The following is a 1,931-nucleotide window of genomic DNA, read 5'->3' as shown; positions in this document are numbered from 1 at the left end:
GTGCCGATGCGGTCGACGATGCCGGTCACGTCCACTTCGGCGGTCTGGTGCGCGGCGTCGTGCGCATCGACGCGGGCGGCGATGCGGTGGTGGTCGGGCCCGGCGATGTGGCGCGCGGTCGAGGCGATCAGGGTGAGGCGCGGGAAGGCGGCGAAGGCGGCCTGCGCGGCTTCGCGCCGCCGGTCGGCACCGTCGCCGGAAAAGGGCTGGGCCAGTAACAGCGCGATATCGCGATGGTTGCCGATCATGATACTGGCCGATTGCATCAGCCCGGCCAGGATCGCGCGCGGATCGCTATCCCACGCCTCCCACAGCATGGCGCGGTAATTGCCGTCGAAGCAGATCGGCACGCCCGCGGCGTCAGCCGCCGCCACGGCCGCCTGCGCCAGGGCCACGCCGCCCGGCCCCAGTGCCGGGGTTATGCCCGACAGGTGCAGCAGCGCCGCGCCATCGAGCGCTGCGGCAAAGTCGAATTCGTCCGGCCGCGACAGCGCAAACACGCTGCCGGCACGATCATAGGTGATTGTCGAGGGGCGCAGGCCCGCGCCGCTTTCCAGGAAATAGAGGCCCATGCGCCCCGCACCGCGGCCCACGTGGCGCGTGTCCACCCCGGCCGCGCCCAGCGCCGCGCGCGCCTTGTCGCCCAGCGGGCTGGCCGGCAGGCGGGTGAGCATCGCGGCCTGGTGGCCCAGCGCGGCGAGGCCAGCGGCCACGTTGGCTTCTGCTCCGCCCACCACCAAGTCCAGGCACTCGCTTTGCTGCATCAGCCGCGCGCCGGGTGTGGCCAGGCGCAACAGCACCTCGCCAAAGCACACGACGTGCCCCGAACGCGCGCTCATCGCGCCAGCCAGCCGCCGTCCACCGCCAGGACATGGCCGGTGACATAGTTCGACGCGGGCGAGGCAAGGAACACCGCCGCGCCGGCAATGTCTTGCGGGTCGCCCCAGCGGCCGGCGGGAATGCGTTCCAGAATCTGGCGGTTGCGGGTCTCGTCGGCCTGGAGCGCGGCGGTGTTGTTGGTGGCGATATAGCCGGGCGCGATGGCGTTGACCTGCACGCCATGGGGCGCCAGTTCGTTGGCCATGGCCTTGGTCACCCCGCCCACGCCCGATTTGGCCGCGGCATAGCTGGGCACGCGGATGCCGCCCTGGAAGGTGAGCAGCGAAGCGATGTTGATGATCTTGCCGCCGCCCTGCGCCACCATCCCGCGCGCGGCCGCCTGGCTGAGGAAGAACAGCGTCTTGAGGTTGGTGTCGATCACCGCGTCCCAATCCGCCTCGCTGAACTGCAGCAGATCGTCGCGGCGGATGATCCCGGCGTTGTTGACCAGGATGTCGATCCGCCCGAGCGCGGAGACGGCCTCGTCCACCACGCGCGCCACCGGTTCGATGGTGGACAGATCGGCGGTGATGTTCACCGCGCGGCGCCCGGCCTGCGCGATCAGGTCGAGCGTTTGCGCAGGCTCTGACCGGCCGGCCAGGGCGACGTCGGCCCCGGCCTGCGCCAGGGCGACGGCAATCGCCTGGCCGATCCCGGTGTTGGCGCCGGTGACCAGCGCGGTCTTGCCCGCAAGGCTAAAGGAAATGGCCATCTTGGCTTACTTCAACTGGCAGATATCGAGCACGTTCATGTCGGTATAGTCGAGGTTTTCCCCGCCCATCGCCCAGATGAACGCATACTTCTTGGTGCCCGAGCCCATGTGGATCGACCAGGGCGGGCTGATCACCGCCTCTTCGTTGGCGATGACCAGGTGGCGCATCGAATCCGGCTCGCCCATGTAGTGGAACACGCGGTCGTTTTCCTGCGGAAGGTCGAAGTAGAGATAGATCTCGCTGCGGCGGTCGTGGAGGTGCGGGGGCATGGTGTTCCACACGCTGCCTTCTTCCAGCACGGTGAGGCCGAGCAGCAGTTGCGCGCTGTCGCATACGCCG

General features: G+C 69.3%; 3 protein-coding genes. All 3 read right to left on the bottom strand.

Annotation, left to right across the window (positions count from 1 at the left end; genetic code table 11):
- The coding region (locus FHW94_RS22990; protein ID WP_168558158.1) for a PfkB family carbohydrate kinase at positions 1-839 on the bottom strand (839 nt) is incomplete at its 3' end.
- Positions 836-1,591 (bottom strand): 2-dehydro-3-deoxy-D-gluconate 5-dehydrogenase KduD, encoded by a 756-nt coding sequence (gene kduD, locus FHW94_RS22985; protein WP_168558157.1) that lies wholly within the window; start codon positions 1,589-1,591, stop codon positions 836-838. The genes kduD and FHW94_RS22990, both read right to left, overlap by 4 nt.
- 6 nt (positions 1,592-1,597) lie before the next feature.
- Positions 1,598-1,931, bottom strand: a 334-nt coding sequence (locus tag FHW94_RS22980) for a 5-deoxy-glucuronate isomerase (RefSeq protein WP_168558156.1), incomplete at its 5' end; no start/stop codon positions are given.

Source organism: Novosphingobium sp. SG720 (assembly GCF_012275365.1).
In the GTDB taxonomy this organism is placed as follows: domain Bacteria; phylum Pseudomonadota; class Alphaproteobacteria; order Sphingomonadales; family Sphingomonadaceae; genus Novosphingobium; species Novosphingobium rhizosphaerae.
The sequence above is the reverse complement of the archived record's forward strand: the minus strand, read 5'-3'. Positions and strand labels throughout refer to the sequence as shown.

Excerpts from the sequence above, each read along its gene's own strand:
- kduD (WP_168558157.1), bottom strand. The coding sequence starts at position 1,591 with ATGGCCATTTCCTTTAGCCTTGCGGGCAAGACCGCGCTGGTCACCGGC.